Genomic DNA, 19903 nt, shown 5'->3' with positions numbered 1-19903 from the left:
GCAACAATTCGCTTGACTTTCATTCTTACACCCCCATGGTATTTTGAATTTAAGCTTTCTCGTTAATCCTCAAAATTGCCTTATGTAGAATAACTTCCGGATCACAACTCCGGAAACCTTCATAAAATTACAAAAAAGATGCGTAACCTTTCTTAGATTCCATTAATACTAGGAAGTCCCTATAACTAAGTAATCCATCTAATATTAGGTCAATATCCTCTTAAAAAAATACAATTTACTCTTAGAGACGTTATCCAAAATAATTAATACATTCGCCGCGGAACATTCGTTCAAATTTTTTCGGAAATCAAGAAATGAACTTAAACAGAGCTAATATCATCAATCGCAGGAGATCTTCTTTACAGCAAAAAAGGCATGAAGCAAGAAATTAAATTCTTGCTTCATGCTTAGCATTATTAAAGCTTCCAAAGGTCTCCGTACACCTTTTTCTGTTGAATAAGAGAGGATCGCCTTGTCGTTTTCATAAACTCAGCTACTTCATAGATGTTGATCGTCTCTAGAAGACCGCTCTTATTCAGCTGGAGGGCCGAATTTTCCATTACGAAAATCATCAAAAGCCTGCTTAATTTCTTCCATTGAATTCATTACAAAGGGGCCATGTTGAACAATCTCTTCTTTAATTGGCTTTCCGGAGTAGACCAGTACCTTAGTCTGGCGTTTACGAGACTTGATCTTCAGGTTACTGCCACCCTCACCATCTTCATTATACGTCAAGGTTGCTGTGCCATGCTTACTCAAACTGACTTGATTCTCTCCTGCTTCAATACTCCCTGCCAGAACGTATAAAAAGGCATTATGATTTTCCGGTAATTCGAGTGTATACTCAGCCCCTTCTGCCAAGTTTAATTCGCTCAGCGTGATCGGAACCATTGAATCTAAGGGTCCTCTTACTCCAGCTATATTGCCGGAGAATACTTTTACAGAACCTCCTTCAAAAGGGACAACCGGGGCATCTTCCCTGTAAACATTTTGGTAGAGGGTTTCAGAATTTTTCATGTCTTTCGGAAGATTCAGCCACAGCTGAAGCGTATGAGCCACATCATCTTCTACGCCATCTTCCGCATGTCTGGCTGCCCACCCAGCATTCATGTACTGAACATCTCCAGGTTCGAGGATATCACGGCCACCTGCATTATCTATGTGCTCTAATCGTCCATCGACCACATACGTTATTGTCTGGAAGCCACGGTGAGGGTGATCCGTAAAGGTTCCCTTCTTAAACCAATCCTCCGCCATTAAAATAAATGGGTCGAACTCTTTCCAGCGGTCGGCAGGCAGAACCCAGCCCTTCTGAATCGCCGGAAACACCATTTCGTTATAACTTACATACCAATAATCCTTTACATTACGTTGAAAACGATTCTCGTCTGCCATCGTAATCATCCTCTCTAAATATTTAGTTGCTATAGCGACTATCGTGGAATAAGTAACTCCTTACTTTTCTAAGTTCTTTTGCATTTTCGTAAGGAGTCGATCTAATTCATTCAGTTCATCTTCACTCATTCCATCGGTTACTCGATTATTGAACGATTCTGCAACCGGAAGGACTTGTTCCTTTAATTGGCTGCCGTACTCCGTTAGATGAAGTTCTAAGGATCGTTTATCCTCCAGTCGATTATTACGGTAGATCAATCCTTTCTTCTCTAAATTGGATGCCATCCTAGCAATGTTCGTCTTATCTTTATTTAAATAATATGCCAGCTGATTTTGCGTCAGGCCATTCTTTTCCCACAGCAGCATCATAATCAAATTTTGTTCTGGAGCAATGTTGAAAGGTTCCAACTTAGATTTAATATAGCCAGTCAACTTTAAATCGGTCTGGTGCAATTTAATACTGATATAGTCTTGAAAACTTAACTTCATAGGCAACCGTCCTCTGGCAGTATATTAGTTGCTACACCTACTAATTCGTATAGCTAAATTATAAAAATGGTAAAGTAAAAAGTCAAAGATTTCTCACCGGATATCTTTGACCTGGAATGCAGCTATGGCCCTTTGATTTCTTTTTGAATATAAAAAAAACACCCATCCCGTATTATGAGATCGGCGTTTTTCCCTGCGATTTTAACAGGTCTTTCATCAAGAATATCTGGGTTTATGCAGGAAGAATTCCCATTGGCAAGTAGCCGAACCCTAAGATAAGCGCCAGCACAACTGCGATAACAAATTGAATCCACCAAATCCCAGCTGGTTGTTTCTTCGTGGTTTTGATAGCGATCATTTCGATCGAGGCAATGGCCCATAGACCAGCGAGAACTTTAATAATAACTAGTGGACCGTAAGTGGAATAGGAAGCAAATAGATTCCCTCCAGAATAAAGGATTAATAAATAATCCACTCGCAATATCATATGGGTGATTTTTGCCCCTTTAGCATTGCCTTTGCGAGACAGAGATACCACAATTGCTAATAAAATAAATGCGATGACCCATGATGTGATATGTAAATGTGCCAAGTCATGTTCCTCCTTTTTACTTTTAACCTACCGTAATAATATCATGAGTTCCCTGCTTATTCCTATTAAAACACCTAAACTGAATTGTAAGAAAATTCTTGGAAAACCTGTTATAATGATTAAAGATTTGGAAATGACATTGGAGGGATAACATGACAGCATTAAGTCAGGATATTATTGATCAAACGCAAGAATATGGTGCTAAAAATTATCATCCACTGCCTATCGTTATATCTAGGGCAGAAGGAGTATGGGTGGAAGATCCTGAAGGAAATCGGTACATGGATATGTTAAGCGCATACTCAGCCGTTAACCAGGGTCATCGACATCCAAGAATTATTCAAGCGCTTAATGAGCAGGCAGAACGAGTAACTTTAACCTCCAGAGCCTTTCATAATGATCAGCTTGGTCCATGGTATGAGAAAATCTGTAAAATCACGAATAAAGAAATGGCTCTTCCTATGAATACAGGAGCCGAAGCCGTGGAAACAGCTGTCAAAGCAACAAGACGCTGGGCCTATGATGTAAAAGGTGTAGAAGAAGGAAAAGCTGAAATTATCGCTTGCGAAGGGAATTTCCATGGCAGAACTATGACTGCTGTATCTCTTTCTTCAGAAGAGGAATACAAACGCGGGTTCGGACCGATGCTTCCAGGAATTAAACTCATTCCTTATGGCGATATAGACGCTCTCAAAGAAGCTATAACTGAAAATACAGCAGGATTCCTGCTCGAACCGATCCAAGGGGAAGCTGGAATTGTTATGCCTCCAGAAGGATTTCTAAAAGAGGCGTATGATGTATGTAATAAGGAAAACGTCCTTTTTGTTGCAGACGAAATCCAAGCAGGTCTAGGACGAAGCGGTAAGATGTTTGCCTGCGACTGGGAAGACGTCAGCCCGGATGTATTAATACTTGGTAAAGCCCTTGGAGGCGGTGTATTTCCGATTTCCTGCGTAGTAGCGAATAAAGATGTCCTCGGAGTCTTTAACCCTGGGTCTCACGGTTCTACATTCGGAGGAAACCCGCTTGCTTGTGCCGTGTCAGTCGCTTCCCTGGATGTGATCGAAGAAGAAAAGCTCGCGAAACGTTCGCTTGAACTCGGCCAGCACATGATGAAAGAATTACAATCCATTGATAATCCTAAGATTAAAGAAGTACGTGGGAAAGGGTTATTCATTGGAGTTGAAATGACGGAAGAGGCTCGCCCTTATTGTGAAAAACTAAAAGAGAAAGGGCTTCTTTGCAAAGAAACTCATAAAAATGTCATTCGCTTTGCTCCCCCTCTTGTAATTGAAAAAGATGACTTGGACTGGGCGATTAAACAGATTACAGAGGTTCTTAGTTAAAATTTCCATGAAGGTCTTAAAAAGAACGCTTGGATTTTTACATCCAAGCGTTCTTAATTTATGTGTTGTCTTTTTATAACTCACCCTGAAGCAGATCCCATTCTTTTACTCTGCCTCTTTCTTAAGATGATTTAACTGAAATAATTTTCTTCTGCCCCCAAGGAGATACTACAATTTCTACAAGCTTCTCATCCGAGGCATTTCCAAACTGTGCCCCATCATTTTCTTGAATATAATATCGGCTCAAACCAAGTGATACATGGTGAGTTTTAAGAAAGTTATCATGCCCCTCATATTTTGCCTCCAGCACTACTTGATCCTTCGAAGATGCTGTTATGGAATCAGGAGATGCCTGCTTAACTTCATAAACACCATTTTCATTGGGTTCAAGGAGAACGTTTATTTTCTCACCTGGATGTACATTCTTCTCCCCAGTCCATTTCTCATCAGATATTTGTTCCACTTCATACGATAAGGTCACATAATCACCATAAAAGGGATCTCTTGGGTCCACAGGCTCTGATTTCAATTTAATCTTCTCACCAAAGGAATCCATCGCATAGAAGGAAACAGTCATTAACAGTAGAAAGATTACTTGCAAGCCGACTAGTGTCATGAAATAGCCTCTTTTCATGTCGAAGTCCCTCCCTTTTGCATATTTCTCCGCTTACGTTCCAGGAGAAAACTTAAGAGAAACAAGATCACTCCGCCAATAAAAAAGAATAGCGACCGACTCATGAAATCCCATGCCAGTTGAAAATAGGCCATTAAAGTAGTTACCAAAAAGGTAAAAGTCCCTTTATTTACCCAGCGGCGGACTTCATTTCTGTAACCTGCCCAAAGCCACCCAAGAGAATAAAGAAACAATACTACCAGCGACATGGTATCTCCAAATTCAAATCTAAATACCGGAACAAACAGAATCAGATCAATCCAGTACAAATTCGCCGAACTCATCGCAGAACGTATCACAGCATAAACAAATAGTGCGGCCCAGACAATAAAAAAGTAAAAAGAATATTCGATTCGCTCAAAAATGTATTCATTCGTTAAAATGAATACTTGAATCGTATTCAGCACAAACATGGCAGATAAACTTAGTAGTTTAAACGACCTGAGTCTGGTTTCACTAAGCACTAAATCATCAGCCAAGTATAATAATAGAAAATAAACGATCAGCCAATAATAAGGAAAGCCTTCTCCAAAGACAAGAACAATAGCTTGAAAGATAAAACTAACCGCAAACACCACAGAAAGCCATTCCTCTTTCTTAACATATACGAAATAGCCAAGGCCGAGGAGGAATAGGATTCCAATCCATAGATCGAACTGCTGAAAGACTAGCCCGCTGTAAAGCTGGCCAACTGTCATGATCCCTGCGGCAGTAACAAACAAAATTCGATCTTGAATGAGCACATATAAGAGAAAGGCAGCAACCGCCCAAATAAAGAATGGGAAGGCACTAAAGGACAGAAAGTTATACATTTGTCCGGTCAGAAATATTCCTGACCCAAAGATAAACAGTCCAATCACCATTAAGCTAATTCCTAAGCGCTTCGAACGATGCAGGTAAATATGTCCTCCAGCAAGATAAGATAAAACCATCGTAATGATTAATATCGCCATGCGAACAAGGTCGGGAATAGCTGACCAATTTGACGCAATAAAAGTAAGAAAGCCAAGACCTATAAAAATAGCTGCGAATATAAACAACAATGAATGTACAGGTTTCTTTTCATAATGAGCAAGGATTTTCTCGCGCTGCTCCTCCGATATTATAGTTGCTTCTACCCAGCGTCTACTCTCTTTCTCTATCTGATCCCTTTGCATGAATTGCCCCCCTTATCTTGAAAAGCTTGCTGGCTGTTTTCGCTTCATCGGCTGCTTCCGCATATAGGTCAATGACCTCCACACCCATTCCAGCGGTCCATACTTGTACTTGGCGAGCCAGAGCTTACTGACGTACACTTGCAGTCCATAAAAGCATAGCACAATGAGAAAACTGAGAAACGGGGATACCTCCCCATACCAGCCCAAGCCTACCGAATAAAATAACAAGAAACTAAACAAGGATTGCAGGATATAATTGGAGAGCGACATGCGCCCCACCCATGTGAGTCCATTCAAAGATTGGGAACCTTTCCGGGTTTGAAATAATAAGGTAATAGATAACACGTAAAATACAGCTGATGCGGAACCCCCAACGCCATCTTGAAGTATGCTGAACCAGGAAGGGTTGCCGAACAGATAAGGGCCCGCCTTAAATAAAAGAAATATGGCCCCGGTAACGATCCACCATTTGTTGATCGCACCTCTATATTTTGCCGGCTCATGCAGCCATTTTTTTCTAGCTGTCAGCATGCCTAATAAGAACATCGGAATTAAACTTAAAGCAAGATAAGGTATGACATCAGGGCTGTTGGAATAGGTCCAGTCATTCAGGTTTTGTCTCCAAATATCCAGTAAGCTACCTTCTCCATAGTTTAACTTGGCTGCTGTAATGGCCTGAGAGTTCACATAGCCTAACCGGTCCCTAAGAGAGTAATACATCATTGATATTGGAACCACATAAACAAGCAGCATTCCAAATGCCCAACCAGCTAACGCTTTATTACTTGCGTTAAAAAAGGCAAATAGGACCATACCCAGCACCCCGTAGGATAACAATATATCCCCGTGCCAAATTAAAAATGCATGAACTAAACCAAAACCAATTAAAACCAGGAGCCGTCGAAACAAAATGCTTCTGTATGGGAGCTGCTTTTCTTCTAAACGGTCCTTGATCATCTGCATGCCAAAACCGAACATAAAGGAAAAAAGCGTATAAAAACTTGCCTGAAAAAAAATATCGATAAAGATGTGTACGGCGCGGCTAAGTGAAGATGGCCAAAACATGTCTTCCCCACCGTACATAAAGTAAGGGGCATTAAAGGCAGGAACATTCACCATAAATATTCCTAAAATCGCTAGACCTCTAGCGGCATCTATCCATTTGAGCCTTTCTGTTTCGCTTAGAGGTGATGCCTGGTTATTCATTTCCATTCTCCCCCTTTGCTCTTATTTTACTTTTATTACGATATTTAGACAATGTAATTTCATAAGATTAAGAAAGGAGTATGTTTATGCCAGCTAAAGTAGGGGCCGTTAAAGTGATTTCGATTTCTTCCTCCAGCATTTTCAACATTGGTGACGTTTACAATATGGCCCCTTCAGCTATGGTTAAAACATTTGCAGGAGGAGGTTCTTTTAATACTGGGAATGGCATTCGCATAAATTTAGATAAGTCCACGACTTATGTAAACGATCAGGAAGCCATTGATCAGTCCTTTATTAATTCATAGGAGGTTGAGGGGATTGAATATCACCGTACACCAATCCATTTGCATCCATGTCCTGAGAATAGGATCTGTATCCAACTCATCGATCGTCCAAATTGGAAGCTCGGGCGTCATTCAAGCGAAAGCAGACTTATATAATACAGGTCAATATAAGGGGCCCGGCGAAGAAGCTGAGCCGACCTCCGGCACTGTTACGATCCCTGAAGAAGGTGGAGCTCCTCTTGTACCACTTACTGTTTCGTAGTCAAATTCTTCCCATCATTTGCATAGGCTAATGATGGGGGGGTGAACGTACTTGAATAACTACCAATCATGGCAAATGTGGGTCCAGCAAGTGATGCAATATATGCAAAAACAGCAGGAGTTAATAGATCAACTCACCCATAAAGTCGATCAGCTTCAATCTAATGAAAAACCACAAACTGTTATTGAAAAGATTGAATACCATTTTGATCAATTAAAAATTGAAACCCTTGAAGGGACACTGCAAATTGGACTAACTCCTAATGGTACGGATTACTCAGATCTTGGAGAACTATATTCCAAGGGCAACCCTCCGCAGGAACCTATTGAGCACACCCTTCAGCAATACATGACGAGTGACGTTCCTCAATGGATGGAACGTTATGTTCAAGATCACGACATTTCTATAAGTGAAGCTCATAAAGCCCAGATAATATCTGATGTTCGTAACCAGCTTCCTCAGCGAGTAGAATATTATCAGAGTCAGCAAACAGATCTTGATGACACTGCTCTGCTTCATCGTATCCAAGAAGAGGTCAGGCATTCACTAGCACAGTATCTTGATTCATATGAAGGAGATGAGTAAACGTGAATCACATCGTTTATAATTACGGGCTTCATATAGGAAGGATTAACGTCACTGGTGTAACTACCTCTTCTGTATTTCTCATTGGAGATAATAAAACCATTCGATTACAATCCTTCTTCGATACACCTCCAGAAGCGTTAATTGTTGGTCAGCACCTTCCTCTTGAGGAGGAGACGTCTTTCGAGGCAGCCGATCAAAATGAATAACCGCATGGTCTATGTGGAATTTATCGATGTGTTATCTACGATCATTGCCTCTGGATTTTTAATCGGAGACTTATACCGATTTGCTCCTTCTGCAAAAGTCTTGGCCGTTCAAAAAGAAGGCCCCTCTTTAATTAAAGATGAGGCAGATTTCAAAAATTATTCATTATTTTCCCGCTTACCCACACCGCCGCTGCGCTCGGTCAATGTAGAAACCTTTCAGTATAACAACGCCCCCATCCAGGTAGATGAACTCTTTGTAATTGGTGTTTCTACTACTTCCCTTATGCAAATAGGCGGAATTGAACATATTGATTCTAAAGCACGGGTAAAACATTTCCGGATCTTGCAAGAAGACGAACAGTAGCTTATGTGCTCGCATACTTTAATACAAGATGACTAAAAGGAGGCGTTACAATGCCGTCCATAGTAGGCCCGATTAAAATCACAAACGTAGGTGGCGGGGTCGTTAACTTCGGAGATGGCTTCTACCTAGCTCCAAAGAGCTCCTCCAAAACCAATGCTGGATCCGGGGCATTAAATACTGGAGATTTTATTTGTACAAATAATGGATTGAGTTCCACTAACCCGTTTGATCCTGATGTGAATGATCAAAACATAGCGGGAAATGCGTAATTCAAGGCAGGTTTAAAAGAATATAAAAAAGCCCGAACCTCTGCCTGGTTCGGGCTTTCTGTCTGTTAATATCCGTCATCCTGCCTATTTTTATTTACTACTTTTACGGCGATTTGATTTTCTTGTGGTGATTTTCTTGGCTGGGTCTTGTTTCTTAATCCATTTAAGGTATTTAATCATCGATGGATGGTCTGCCAGTCGTTCTAAAGTGTGATAAAACCCAGCTAGTTCGGCGTTGGTAAACAACGCATGAACCTGGCGGTGACAAGCGCTGCAAAGTACTGCCGTGGGACCCTCTGTTCCCCCATACTGACGGGGAATCAAATGGTGCACCGTGGTTTTCCCAGACTTTCGATGGCAAAGGTCACATTTCTCCTCCATCTTCCTCTACCTCCACGATCATCGGTCCGTCGAAAAAGTATAAACAAGTACGTTCTACAGGTTCATTCCAAATTTTTTCGAGGGCCGTTTTATATAATTGGATTTGGGTTCTGTATCGCTCTTTTAAGTCGGTTTCCAGCGTAGAACCTTCGGGTAAGAAGTCGGTTTTATAATCCAGGATTAACCAGCCCTCCCCGTAAGGAAGAACAAGATCAATGACCCCTTGAATAAATACTTGCTCTTCTTCTCCTCCCCAGTTCTTATAGACTTCACTAGCAGGCAGAGCTAAACTGAACGGAACTTCTCTAACCATGCTGCTTGCCTCAAGCGCCAGCTTTCCAATAGAAGTATGAAAAAAGGCGGCGATTGCTTGGAAATCAATCACATCGGCTTCTTCTCTTCGAAGTACTTCTGTGAGCACTAGGTGTTCGACATATTCAGCTATTTCTTCAACGGTATGCGCATGAGTAAATGGAATATGCTGCATCACAGCATGCATAGCACTCCCTCGTTCAGCTGCCGTTAATTGCTGACTTTCCTGCATAAACCGCGGCCGCTTAACGATCGGCGCCCGAGAAGGAACTAACAGCTGATCACTGGAATATTCATCTGTTGCCTCCCGCTGCCTTTTGATTTCTGTTACGGTCTGTTTAGCTCTCGATAAAGCCGCTTCCTTATAAGGGTATTGATAGTCTAGTCGTCCTACAATATGCGGGTTTGCTGATTCTGTTTCGATTGGCCGCCAATCATTGATTGCTTTTTTTAATTGCTCATCTCTTAGTTTTTCTACTTCATCCAGAACCGCATATTCTTTCCCGTGAGCCACTCTCACTTTCCATTCGGAGGCATCTGTACTTATGGCCTCTGCCGTACGTACCTCTACTTCTCCCCGAAGGTTAGTAGTATGCTGGTGCCTTATCAATGCCGGCCCCACCCAATCTAAGTAGGATTTCGCATCTAAACGGTCGTGAGGAGGGAGCACCCATCCCGGCCAATCCGCAAATGTCTGCCACTTGGCTTGTTTCTTTTCAAAAGAAGGAACATTCCCAACCATGACCAGCTTCTCCTTCGCACGAGTTAAGGCTACATATAAGACTCGCATTTCTTCGGCCAGTAACTCCCTCTTTTTCACTTGCTTTAAAGCATGATAAGCAAGTGTGGGAAACATTAACCGTTTATCTGGATCAATGTACCTTGTGCCAAACCCGTAGTCTTTATGAAGTAAATAACGGTTCCGCAAATCCATCATATTAAATTGTTTATCCATCGCTCCCAGGATTACTACAGGAAATTCAAGCCCTTTACTTTTATGAATGGTCATAATTCTTACTACATCTTCTTGTTCTCCTAAAGCCCGAGCTGCACCTAAATCATCGCCGCGCTCTTCCATTCTTTCAATAAATCGCAGGAAGCGGAACAATCCGCGAAACGAAGTAGATTCGTAAGAACGGGCACGATCGTAAAGAGCACGTAAATTCGCCTGCCGCTGTCTCCCTCCCGGCATACCGCCTGCAAAGTCATAATATCCAGTTTCTCGAAAAATATCCCAGATCAGTTCAGAAAGCGCCCCTTGTCTCGCTTTCTCCCTAAAGCTGGTTAAGAGTTGTAAGAAAGTAGAAATCTTTTCTTTTAGCTGAGAATCACCAGAGTATGCTTTCATTGATTCATAAAAACTAGTTCGTTTGTTGATTAATCGAATTTGAGCTAATTCTTCTTCATTCAATCCGACGATCGGAGAACGTAGGACAGAAGCAAGGGGGATATCCTGCATCGGGTTATCAATCGTCTTTAAAAAGCTCAACATCACTTTAATCTCAATCGCATCAAAATATCCAGTCGACAGCTCTGCGTATACAGGAATTCCCTGCTGTTTAAGTTCATCTACAATCGCCGGCGCCCATGTCATCGAACGCATTAAGATGACCACATCACGATATTGGAGGTTTCTTTTTCTGCTCGTTTCTTTATCGACTACCTGAAGTGGAGGCTCATCACTGTGTCCAATCCATTTGCGAATCATTTCCCCATAAGCTCTTGCTTCCAGCTGAGCTTTCTCCAAATCACGGTAATCTTCCTCTTCCTGATCATCCAATTCGGTGGAATCACGGTCGATCAACAGTAGCTCTGCTTCCGTATCTTCAGAAGTTAATTCATCATATATTTTGTTACTGTAAATCAATTCAGCTTCTGGTTCGTACTCCATTTCTCCGACTTCTTCATCAAGCACCTGTCTGAATATATAATTGGCTGCGTCTAGTACTTGCTTACGGCTTCGGAAATTCCTGGCTAAGTCAATTCTTTCTCCTGCCGATTCCTGATGAGCATACTGCTTATATTTATTTAAAAACAGAGAAGGCTCGGCATGGCGAAAGCGGTAAATACTCTGTTTTACGTCGCCTACCATAAATAAATGCCCGGCCCCCTCCCCCTTAGTCAAAAGAGTAAGAAGTGTTTCCTGTACAAGGTTCGTATCTTGATATTCATCAATCAGTACTTCTGAAAACTGCTCATGAAAACCCCGGGCAACGCTGGAAGGCACTGGATTCTCCGGATTCGATGATTCATCCAGCAGAATTTGCAAACAGTAATGCTCCAGATCAGAGAAGTCCACTAATGCTTTTTCTTTTTTAAGCTGCTGATAGCGGCTTTTGAAATCCTTCACTACTACAGCTAATTGTTCCATCACAGGATGGAGCTGTTTCATGTCCTTTAAATAACTTTCCAGTGAACGTGAAAACCAGGATTCTTTCATCTCAGTCCAACGTTTTTTGTAGCTGTCTCTTAACTTTTTAGCTTGGTCTTTTTTAGCTTCATCACAGTCCATCTTCTTTCTAGATAAGCTTTTGAAAGCACTGTCCTGCATAAAGGACTGGAGTTCATTCCATGAAATACTAAGCGCACCGAAGGCTTGTTGGATCATTTCCAAGTCTTCCTCAGCATTTTCCCCATACGTATAGGGTCCATCAGGAGTTCGTGTCAGATCGAGAAATTGATTGGCTTCTGCTTCCATAGCTTTGAGCTGGCTTTTCACATCTTGTTTCAAGAGGTCAAGCCAGGCAAGCTCTTCATCATTCTCGACCCGCTCTACATTATACATTTCAACCATTTGATCCAGCCAAGCTTCCGGCCACGGGTTCTGACTGGCAAATGTATAAAGTTCAAGAACGAGTTTCTCCACGTCTAAATCACTTCTGTCACTTGAAAACCGGTCAACCACACTAAAAAAACGCTCGCGATCTTCCCCTTCTTTGCCATACCAGTCTTCAAACAATTCTTCTAAGACCTCCTGCTGAATTAAATCCGCCTCAACATTATCAGCGATACGGAAGCCTGGATCTAAATCAAGCAAGTACGCATACTTTCTCACGACATCCATGCAAAAGGAGTGTAGCGTGGAGATCGAAGCATTCTGGAGCAAGGAAAGCTGCTTCTTCAGGTGTCTGGAATCCGGATTTTCTTCTAACGCCTGACTTAATGCCTGTCCGACACGATTTCTCATTTCCTGGGCAGCCGCATTCGTAAAGGTAACCACAAGGAGAGAATCAATATCCGCCGGTGCTTGGGTGTGAAGCAGCTTTTGAATAATTCGTTCCACAAGAACGGCTGTTTTTCCCGATCCGGCAGCCGCAGCTACTAAAATATCTGAACCATGGGAATAAATGGCTCGTTCTTGTTCTTTCGTCCAGCTGACCATTACTCCTCACCCTCTTTCATCATGATACGTTCCAGAACTTCTTCTTCTTTTAAGTCTTGCAGCTTGCGGAACTGATTATCTTCTAAACTAGGATCAAATTGACAAACAGAGCGATACGGGCAAAATCCACAAGCAGCCTGCTGCTGGTGCTGATACGGGTTTAACTTCACTTCACCTTCTGTGATATGAGTCCCTGCCTTAATCATTACATCTCGAATATAATTTTTCAGCGCATCAAATCGTTCTGCATCCGCTGTTTTAGAGCTTTTGTAAAATCCTCCCTTTGCTTTTATGCCTGCGGGAATAATTTGACTGTGTCCTTTATCAAGTCCTGTATCCATCATTTGAATGATATTTTCATTTTCCAGCAGTAATCCCTGCATTTTGAATTTCTTAAAGATTTCCTCTTCTATTTGAGGGTCTTGCAGCATTTGTTTTCCTGAAATCATCGGGTTATGGACATGGAAATAGAGCACACCTGCAGGAGCAGCTTTAGAACCTAGCCACTGCTCTGCATTTGATAATACAACATCCAAATAAGCAAGCATCTGCAAGGACAATCCATAATATACATCCATCAGACTTAATCCTTTGGCACTTGATTTATAATCAATAATCCTTAAGTATAATTCTTCATTAGATATCGCTTGGTCCACACGATCAATTCGCCCCCGTAACATTAACTCGTATCCATTGGGCAAATCGAGAGAAAGAGAAGGAAGCTTGGCATCTTTGCCAGTTCCAAATCCAAGCTCAAGTCCTACAGGAGAAAACTGACTTTTCCTAGCTTGTTCACTTAATACAAAGGCGGCTCTAGCGATGACTCCCTGGAGCTTCCGCTGGATATATTGGTACCGATTGGAGCTGTGGAGAATCTGATGCTGCAGAATCGGAGCAAGATGGCTCGTCGCCTTCTCTGCATATTTTTCAGTTTCCCCTCGATTTAACTCGGCGAAATTTCGCCCCTCTGACTGAACCCATTCGGTGATTTGCTTTAAAGCTTCGTGAAATAGCTGCCCGATGTCAGGAGCATCCAGTTTGTATGTTCTTCGCTCTTCCAAATTCAAGCTGTGCCGGGCAAAATATTGATAAGAACAGCGATGATAGGTTTCTAAACGAGAGACACTTGTTTTCATTTGTTTAGCAAATAGCTGATCGGTCGTCTTCTTAGATAAATCAACAGGCTGATTTCGATAAAATAAGCTTTTTAATACACGCCTGGTTAGACCCGCTTCTGCTTCGTGTTCAATGTACCAGTTCAGTACTTCACGCCATACAGGCTGCATCGGATACCCTTTTAAGTATCGAGCCATTTGGGCAGTGAGAGCTGCTCTCGTTTTTACAGGTGTGGTGATAAATCTGATTGCTTCTGTTAAATCATCCGGATCCTGCCAAAGTTCGTGATCCCGGCATTGCGGGAATAAATCTTCCATCCGTTGAATAACAGTGGCAGGAACTTTCGATTTGCCTTCCTCATTGCTCAGCGGATAGCTTACCCACAACCGATCCTTCGGCATCGTGAGGGCGAGGTAAACATAAAAACGATCATCAAGTAACTGTCGGTTGCTTCCCGCAGCTAATTGCAAACCATTCTCTGCCAGCAGCGACCGTTCCTGCTCTGAAATCATTCCATCGCTTGGAGGCTTCATCGGCCACATTCCCTCGGTTACGCCAAGTAAAAAGGACACCTTTATCCCTGTGACACGTGAACGATCCACACTTCCTACGATGACATGATCCATAGATGGAGGAACGTGGGCAAAAGTTAACGCTTCAAGCCCGCTGTCCAGTGTATTTCGGAAGATTTGCAGGGACATCTTTTCCGTTCCGGCCATTTCGACCATTTCATCTAATAACTGAAGTACAGCATCCCAGACTTGTTCCTGCTCTCTAGCACGCTCAATTTCGCCATGTTCATCATAATAACTTCTTCCGCTTTCCAGCTGCTCGGGAACATTCAGACCTTCCAGCCAGAGATAAATGGCCTGTGCTTTTTCTTCTACTGTTTTAGAGGATCTAAGCTCTTCATCAAATGGCTGAAGAGCTTGTTTTACTTGCCTGCGATACGCCTCAATTCTTGCTTGTTTTTCTTTTTCCTCGTCGGTTTGGGCCGATTGATCGAATCCTTTAAAGCGCTGATAAACCCACGGTTCTTCCTGAAACCAGCGCTTTTTAGAACGAATACCATATTCCAGCACGTAGTTCTCCAGTTCATCAATTGCATCATCATTAAGCGGGTAACGCTGATTTGTGCTCGGCATAAAGCCGGTTTTCAGCAGACGGAAAACCGCATCATAACGGTAGTCCCCTTCAATAACATCCAAGCCGGAACGAATAAGCTCAATGACCGGATGATTCAGCATGGTTCGTTTTTCGTCTATAAACACAGGAATATCATAATCATCAAACAAGGTTTCAACCAGGCTGTGATAAACTTCAGGTTCTCTCATTAACAATGCCATATCTTTATAGCGGTAACCTTCTTCCCTTACCAGCCGCAAGATCTCCTGGGCTACACCTTCCACTTCAGCTCGTGGATGAACAGCTTCCGCAATTTGAATCGGAGTTTCCGTTTCATAAGGAGGGGCCGGCCGGGTATCAAAGTATTCTTCCAGATGAAGAAAAGCAGGACGCTGTTCAAACTTCCCTGTTCGATGATCTAATACTTCAACTGCTTCTATCTCTTCTTCTGTATCCGCTGCAAGCTGTTTTAAATTAAAAAATGTTTCCTTTGTCTCATGAAACAAATCGAGTTCTGGATTTTCGTCCGCTTCCGGAAGACCGGTTGTTAAAGTTACGTGAACCGTCTTTACCTTCTTCAGCAACGCTTCTATGATTCCGAATTCCTGTGGAGTAAAGCTGTGAAATCCGTCTATATAGACATCAGCTCCGTCTAAAAAGTCAGCAGCAGGAATTTTTTCAGCTAATAGCTGCAACTGATCTTCACTATCTATATACTGCTCCCTGAGTGAGTCTACGAGCCGGTCGTAAATATAGGAAAGATCATCAAGCTTATCGCGCAGCCCATGTTCGTGGCTTGTTGTATGTACAAAGCGATCCATAGCTTCCATTTGCTCATGAAGCCGTTCAGGAGTAACCCGATACCGCTTAAATTCATTGATCATGCCCTCCAGCTGTTCAATAAATCCCTGCTTTTCAATCGCCTTTTGAAAAACTTGCCAATCAGAGGTTCTCTCTTCGACGATTTTACGAAGCATCATCTGGACGCCTGTGGAACTAATAAACTTCTTAGTTCCACCCCCTGTTTCCTGCAGCACTCGCCATGCCAGCCGGGAAAAACTGAAGACCTGAGCGCGGATGGTACCTTCAATGCCTTCCCTCTTTAACAACGCATATTCTTGTTGAAATGTCATCTGCTCAGGCACCATATAAATGATGGAAGCGCCTTTTGGATCTTCTTTTAACTTGTTTTCTATCTCACTAAGACAGCGAGTGCTTTTTCCTGCCCCTGAACGCCCCAGTAAAAACCGAATCCCCATGCTTGCATATCCTCCCTTAAACGAACTATCTTTTACTTCATAGTTTACCATTTTATTTCATGTTATAACAAAAGCGGAAGCACCCGGGTAGACACGACACGCACAAGCAGAAACATCAAAAGGAATGCGATCTTTCATTCCGTTGATGTTTCTGCTTGTGACGCGAGTGTCTGGGCGCTGCAGCTGGATGAGACAAAAGCGGAAGCGCCCGGGTAGACACGAACTATGCCCAGACAATTAAAAAAAGCCGCCCATAGAGAACGGCTGATTATTGGCTTTTAAATTGTAAGGCGAGCTGCGAAACCGGCCAGTAGCGTACATCCACTTTCCCTACCACTTTTTCAATGGAAACATAACCAAAATATCGGCTATCCAAGCTGTCACGGCGGTTGTCTCCCATAACGAAAATCTTTCCCGCCGGAACACGATCTTCTTCTGTCACTTCCTGCAAAGTAAAGTTTTCTGTGAAGGGTTCACCATCATGAGGTCTTAAAGGATCTAAATAATGTTCCGATACCTCTTTTCCATTTACGTAAAGTTTATCGTTTTTAAAAGAAATTTCATCTCCTGCTATTCCTATAACCCTCTTCACATAGTCTTCTCTTTCATTGGCATGAAAAACAATAACATCCTGCCGGTTAATCTCGTGCCAGTCATAGGCGACCTTATTCACCATGAGTAAATTACCATCATACAAAGTAGGCTCCATAGATTTTCCATCCACAATATAACTTGCAAATATAAAATACCTGAGAAATAAAGCTAATAGCAAGGCGAACAAAATAGTGCGGATTATACTGCGGTATTTTTTCATGTTTCCATCCTCCAGGCTTGGTTACTACTGAACATTTTACCCTTTGGTGGACAAACTTAATCTCTGTGACGATTCCTGCGTTCCGCCTTTTTTTGAATTCTCCGCTCTATATATTTTCCTAAAATCCAGAATAGTAAAATACAGGCGCCTACCACTATTGTTTTCACAGGATTCTGAGCAAAAGACGCGATGCTGCTGCCAACATAGGAGATTGTAAAAATCATGACAGACTTACCTAATAGTGTTGCTAATATAAATTGCTGGCGGTTCACCTTGGACAACCCGGAAACCACATTAATAATGGAAGATGGGGAAAATGGAAAACACATCAGGAGAAACAACGGTCCAAACCCGTGTTCTTCGAGCCAGGACATGACCTTTCTTACTTGCTTATGACGACTTATAAATCTAAAAAAACGCTGCTGGCCTAGTCGCCGGACAATTAAAAATACAAGAACAGCCCCTGCTGCTGATCCAATCCAGGAATATAAAAAACCTTTAAACAAACCATATACGACGGAATTGGCAAGTACAAATCCCACTAGGGGCAGAATAGGGAGAAAAGCTTCTAGCAGCGGAAGCAAAATCCCCGGAAGCGGGCCCAAACTTTTAAATTGTTCAAACTGATTAATGATATAGTCGAATAAACGATCGTTCTCTGCCATTTGTTTCAGCTGCTCTAGCGTAATATCCAATAAGTACATGATGTGGTTCTCCTTATTGACACCGGAAACCAGTGTATGGCTTTTCCCTCTATTTTAATCGAAACTGACTCCCCTGCCTACTAGTAGTTCAAGTACTAGTAATTTTCCCCATCCTTTTCCACTTTTAACCTTTTCGTGAAATCCTCTTGCATAATTACGAAGGGAACGTGGTATAATTAAAAATAAGAACAAACGTTCGTATCACGGAGGAGGAATCAGCATGCGCAGCTTAAAGCAGCAGGAGCTTGATCTGGCTTCAAGATATTTATTCTTGTCCATGGCCATTGCCGTGATCAGACAGGATAGAAAACACTTTGAACAGGGAAGATTTAAAATTAAGGAGCCCTATATGGAACTGCTTGGAAGAATGGAGCTTGCAGCACGGGAGGAACGTAAAAAGCTTCGATTTTTAATGGATCAGCAAAAGCTGCAGGTCGTAGAATCCGGAAGAAATGATTCGTTTACTTCTTTTCTATTCCTTGCTCATGGGTTTGAAGAAAAACGCAATTATTTCAACCCGGCTATTCGAAAGAAAGTGGAAACGATATTATTTGAACTTATGCAAAAGTCTCAGCAACGCTCTCACCGGAAGAAACAGGAGCAGCAGCCGGATGTTTTAAGCGGGCTTCAAGAATGAAACGAAACTGTGCAGTTCTCTGGACTTGATTGGCAATCATGCCTTCAGAAACCGGTACATTAACGGACATGCCATTTGAAAAGAAGATAGTGGTCGTCTGATCCTCCTCCCCTTGATAGGAACGGATAAAGTTGTGGGAAATCCAGGAGCATTCTTTTCGTTTTGGGGAAATAATTGGGAAGAAATAAATACCCATAGCCTGGGAGATTACAATGGGCGGCTTATGAGTGAACCCTGCTACCTGCTTTGTTCCGGAGATTCTTCCCTCCAGACTGCTGGCAAAGTAACGGCAGGAATCATCAACAATTTGACTAGGGTGCTTGGGAAGCTTAAAACATCCCTTGCTTTCAAACACTTCCGTTACAACTTGTCCTCTTTCATCATACTGAGCAAGTAAGGCCATAGTTTGCGGGTTTACTTCGTATTCTTTTTTCAGACCATAATTCATCCATTCCAACATCCTTTCAATTCTAGTTGCGGCAGATTCCAAGGGGAACCCGACGCTCGTCTATTTAAATTTACCAAACCCTTGATGAAATGTCTAAATATTCCTTAAAAATGTATAATATTTCTCAATCTGCTATACTACAAGTAAACTTTCTTTGCCGTTTTTCCCAGATCCGACATTCTTCTTTTCTCTCCTGAACATCGTTCCCAGCTTTCGGTTTTAGCAATGTATAAAACTCTAGTTCCCGCACAACGGCTGCTTGATTGTTCAAAATTTCATCCCCACTAAGGAGGGATATCTATGTGGAAACGTAAGAAGAAACAAGTGAGTAAGCAGGATAAGAAATCTTTAGAACGAAAAGATTTTACCATTCATGAGGTTCGAAAAGCCGTCCACGCTTATGGTGATGATAAACCAAGTGCCGTGCCCTTAAGTGTCATTATTAATGAGGATTTAACGCTGGATTATGAACTCCTGGCTCCTTATTTACACGGTATTCCTACGAAAGTCTTTTACATGTCCAGGGAAACCTATGAATTATTTGAGGAAGAGGATTATCAGCTGGCAAAGGACATCGATACTGTCCAAGCAGCTGTAGACGCCTACATGAAGCAAACAGACGACCTGCCCATTATATTAAATGACCCTTATAAGCGCATTAATTATTATAAACTCGAGAAGTTAAATTTGTTACCTTATCGCCCAAACCGAGAATTCTACATGACAAATGAAGAGTTTATGATTACCTACAAGCAGCCAAAGTAGGAACTATAGAAACCGTGCAAATTGTTACAATAAAGACGCCCCCGGGAGAATACTAATGTCTGAAGCGGTCTTTCGTGCCCATAATTAACTCCTACTGTACTTCACGCTCAAGATCATGACCCAGCCGCT

Annotated in this window: 22 protein-coding genes; 9 read left to right on the top strand and 13 right to left on the bottom strand. The window is 42.1% G+C overall.

Annotation, left to right across the window (positions count from 1 at the left end; translation table 11 throughout):
* Window positions 1–531: 531 nt before the first annotated feature.
* From Q7A53_RS07100 to Q7A53_RS07090, 3 genes are all read right to left on the bottom strand, one after another.
* Window positions 532–1395, bottom strand: coding sequence for a pirin family protein (locus Q7A53_RS07100; RefSeq protein ID WP_411788445.1), 864 nt, complete (start codon window positions 1393–1395; stop codon window positions 532–534).
* A gap of 60 nt (window positions 1396–1455) precedes the next feature.
* Window positions 1456–1884 (bottom strand): MarR family winged helix-turn-helix transcriptional regulator, encoded by a 429-nt coding sequence (locus Q7A53_RS07095; RefSeq protein ID WP_411788444.1) that lies wholly within the window; start codon window positions 1882–1884, stop codon window positions 1456–1458.
* A gap of 232 nt (window positions 1885–2116) precedes the next feature.
* Window positions 2117–2476 (bottom strand): YisL family protein, encoded by a 360-nt coding sequence (locus Q7A53_RS07090; protein WP_411788443.1) that lies wholly within the window; start codon window positions 2474–2476, stop codon window positions 2117–2119.
* Between the two features lie 152 nt (window positions 2477–2628).
* Between Q7A53_RS07090 and Q7A53_RS07085 the strand changes: the two genes are divergently transcribed.
* Complete coding sequence (locus tag Q7A53_RS07085; RefSeq protein ID WP_411788442.1) at window positions 2629–3822, top strand: ornithine--oxo-acid transaminase; 1194 nt, start codon at window positions 2629–2631, stop codon at window positions 3820–3822.
* Window positions 3823–3943: 121 nt separating this feature from the next.
* On the opposite strand, the gene Q7A53_RS07080 is transcribed toward Q7A53_RS07085, so the two are convergent.
* From Q7A53_RS07080 to Q7A53_RS07070, 3 genes are read right to left on the bottom strand one after another with little or no spacing between them, the layout of a single operon-like run.
* Entirely contained in the window at window positions 3944–4456 is a 513-nt protein-coding gene (locus tag Q7A53_RS07080) for a GDYXXLXY domain-containing protein (RefSeq protein ID WP_411788441.1), read from the bottom strand.
* Window positions 4453–5652, bottom strand: a complete 1200-nt coding sequence (locus Q7A53_RS07075; protein ID WP_411788440.1) for a DUF2157 domain-containing protein — start codon at window positions 5650–5652, stop codon at window positions 4453–4455. Before Q7A53_RS07075 ends, Q7A53_RS07080 begins: the two co-directional genes overlap by 4 nt.
* A gap of 12 nt (window positions 5653–5664) precedes the next feature.
* A complete protein-coding gene (locus Q7A53_RS07070) occupies window positions 5665–6858 on the bottom strand; it encodes a DUF418 domain-containing protein (protein ID WP_411788439.1) in 1194 nt (397 codons plus the stop codon).
* 86 nt (window positions 6859–6944) lie between these two features.
* On the opposite strand from Q7A53_RS07070, the gene Q7A53_RS07065 reads away from it, so the two are divergent.
* The 6 genes from Q7A53_RS07065 to Q7A53_RS07040 are packed head-to-tail and all read left to right on the top strand — an operon-like array spanning window position 6945 to window position 8831.
* The gene (locus Q7A53_RS07065) at window positions 6945–7163 is read left to right on the top strand and encodes a spore germination protein (protein ID WP_411788438.1); all 219 of its coding nucleotides are present in this window, start codon (window positions 6945–6947) and stop codon (window positions 7161–7163) included.
* A 13-nt stretch (window positions 7164–7176) separates the two neighbouring features.
* Window positions 7177–7404 (top strand): spore germination protein GerPB, encoded by a 228-nt coding sequence (locus tag Q7A53_RS07060; RefSeq protein WP_411788437.1) that lies wholly within the window; start codon window positions 7177–7179, stop codon window positions 7402–7404.
* A gap of 51 nt (window positions 7405–7455) precedes the next feature.
* Window positions 7456–7989 (top strand): spore germination protein GerPC, encoded by a 534-nt coding sequence (gerPC, locus tag Q7A53_RS07055; RefSeq protein ID WP_411788436.1) that lies wholly within the window; start codon window positions 7456–7458, stop codon window positions 7987–7989.
* A 2-nt stretch (window positions 7990–7991) separates the two neighbouring features.
* Complete coding sequence (locus tag Q7A53_RS07050; RefSeq protein ID WP_411788435.1) at window positions 7992–8198, top strand: spore gernimation protein GerPD; 207 nt, start codon at window positions 7992–7994, stop codon at window positions 8196–8198.
* Complete coding sequence (locus Q7A53_RS07045) at window positions 8191–8562, top strand: spore germination protein GerPE (RefSeq protein WP_411788434.1); 372 nt, start codon at window positions 8191–8193, stop codon at window positions 8560–8562. The genes Q7A53_RS07050 and Q7A53_RS07045 overlap by 8 nt, the downstream gene beginning before the upstream one ends.
* Before the next feature lie 50 nt (window positions 8563–8612).
* Window positions 8613–8831, top strand: a complete 219-nt coding sequence (locus Q7A53_RS07040) for a spore germination protein (protein WP_411788433.1) — start codon at window positions 8613–8615, stop codon at window positions 8829–8831.
* A gap of 90 nt (window positions 8832–8921) precedes the next feature.
* On the opposite strand, the gene Q7A53_RS07035 is transcribed toward Q7A53_RS07040, so the two are convergent.
* From Q7A53_RS07035 to Q7A53_RS07015, 5 genes are all read right to left on the bottom strand, one after another.
* Window positions 8922–9212, bottom strand: a complete 291-nt coding sequence (locus Q7A53_RS07035; RefSeq protein ID WP_411788432.1) for an HNH endonuclease — start codon at window positions 9210–9212, stop codon at window positions 8922–8924.
* The gene (addA, locus tag Q7A53_RS07030) at window positions 9196–12906 is read right to left on the bottom strand and encodes a helicase-exonuclease AddAB subunit AddA (protein ID WP_411788431.1); all 3711 of its coding nucleotides are present in this window, start codon (window positions 12904–12906) and stop codon (window positions 9196–9198) included. Before addA ends, Q7A53_RS07035 begins: the two co-directional genes overlap by 17 nt.
* Window positions 12906–16406, bottom strand: coding sequence for a helicase-exonuclease AddAB subunit AddB (gene addB, locus Q7A53_RS07025; RefSeq protein ID WP_411788430.1), 3501 nt, complete (start codon window positions 16404–16406; stop codon window positions 12906–12908). The genes addA and addB overlap by 1 nt, the downstream gene beginning before the upstream one ends.
* Before the next feature lie 268 nt (window positions 16407–16674).
* Window positions 16675–17220 (bottom strand): signal peptidase I, encoded by a 546-nt coding sequence (gene lepB, locus Q7A53_RS07020; RefSeq protein WP_411788429.1) that lies wholly within the window; start codon window positions 17218–17220, stop codon window positions 16675–16677.
* Between the two features lie 56 nt (window positions 17221–17276).
* Window positions 17277–17924, bottom strand: coding sequence for a TVP38/TMEM64 family protein (locus tag Q7A53_RS07015; protein ID WP_411788428.1), 648 nt, complete (start codon window positions 17922–17924; stop codon window positions 17277–17279).
* 220 nt (window positions 17925–18144) lie between these two features.
* Between Q7A53_RS07015 and Q7A53_RS07010 the strand changes: the two genes are divergently transcribed.
* The gene (locus Q7A53_RS07010) at window positions 18145–18561 is read left to right on the top strand and encodes a hypothetical protein (RefSeq protein WP_411788427.1); all 417 of its coding nucleotides are present in this window, start codon (window positions 18145–18147) and stop codon (window positions 18559–18561) included.
* On the opposite strand, the gene Q7A53_RS07005 is transcribed toward Q7A53_RS07010, so the two are convergent.
* Both Q7A53_RS07005 and Q7A53_RS07000 read right to left on the bottom strand, forming a co-directional pair.
* Complete coding sequence (locus tag Q7A53_RS07005) at window positions 18482–19009, bottom strand: competence protein ComK (RefSeq protein WP_411788426.1); 528 nt, start codon at window positions 19007–19009, stop codon at window positions 18482–18484. The two genes, Q7A53_RS07010 and Q7A53_RS07005, sit on opposite strands and share 80 nt — an antisense overlap.
* 124 nt (window positions 19010–19133) lie before the next feature.
* On the bottom strand, window positions 19134–19280 hold the full coding sequence (locus Q7A53_RS07000) for a hypothetical protein (RefSeq protein ID WP_411788425.1): 147 nt from the start codon (window positions 19278–19280) through the stop codon (window positions 19134–19136).
* 29 nt (window positions 19281–19309) lie between these two features.
* Here Q7A53_RS07000 and Q7A53_RS06995 point away from each other — a divergent pair, with 29 nt between their 5' ends.
* Window positions 19310–19774, top strand: coding sequence for a DUF3939 domain-containing protein (locus Q7A53_RS06995; RefSeq protein WP_411788424.1), 465 nt, complete (start codon window positions 19310–19312; stop codon window positions 19772–19774).
* Window positions 19775–19903 lie beyond the last annotated feature (129 nt).

Origin of the sequence: Halobacillus rhizosphaerae (assembly GCF_046719735.1) — a bacterium.
GTDB classification, from domain to species: Bacteria; Bacillota; Bacilli; order Bacillales; family Halobacillaceae; genus Halobacillus_B; species Halobacillus_B rhizosphaerae.
The sequence above is the reverse complement of the archived record's forward strand: the minus strand, read 5'-3'. Positions and strand labels throughout refer to the sequence as shown.